This is a genomic window from Haemophilus sputorum CCUG 13788 (assembly GCF_000238795.1).
In the GTDB taxonomy this organism is placed as follows: domain Bacteria; phylum Pseudomonadota; class Gammaproteobacteria; order Enterobacterales; family Pasteurellaceae; genus Haemophilus_A; species Haemophilus_A sputorum.
Genome location: NZ_AFNK01000086.1, coordinates 1 through 277, shown reverse-complemented (window position 1 = coordinate 277; position 277 = coordinate 1). Strand labels below are relative to the sequence as shown.

At 54.2% G+C, this 277-nt stretch carries 1 protein-coding gene; it reads right to left on the bottom strand.

From position 1 onward, the window contains the following. Positions 1 to 277: hypothetical protein (locus HSP_RS11685; protein ID WP_208854031.1), on the bottom strand; the 277-nt coding region annotated here is incomplete at both ends.

Sequence of the window (277 nt, the reverse complement as noted above, 5' to 3'; positions counted from 1 at the left end):
TGCTGATGAACCTGCTGCCGTTGCTGAAGATTCTGCTGCTGTTGCAGATGAGCCTGCTGCTGTTGCTGAACTTTCAGCTGCTGTTGCAGATGAGCCTGCTGCTGTTGCTGATGAACCTGCTGCAGTTGCAGATGAACCTGCTGCTGTCGCTGATGAACCTGCTGCGGTTGCTGAAGATTCTGCTGCAGTTGCTGAAGAACCTGCTGCTGTCGCTGAAGATGCTGCCGCTGTTGCTGAAGATTCTGCCGCGGTTGCAGATGAACCTGCTGCTGTTGCT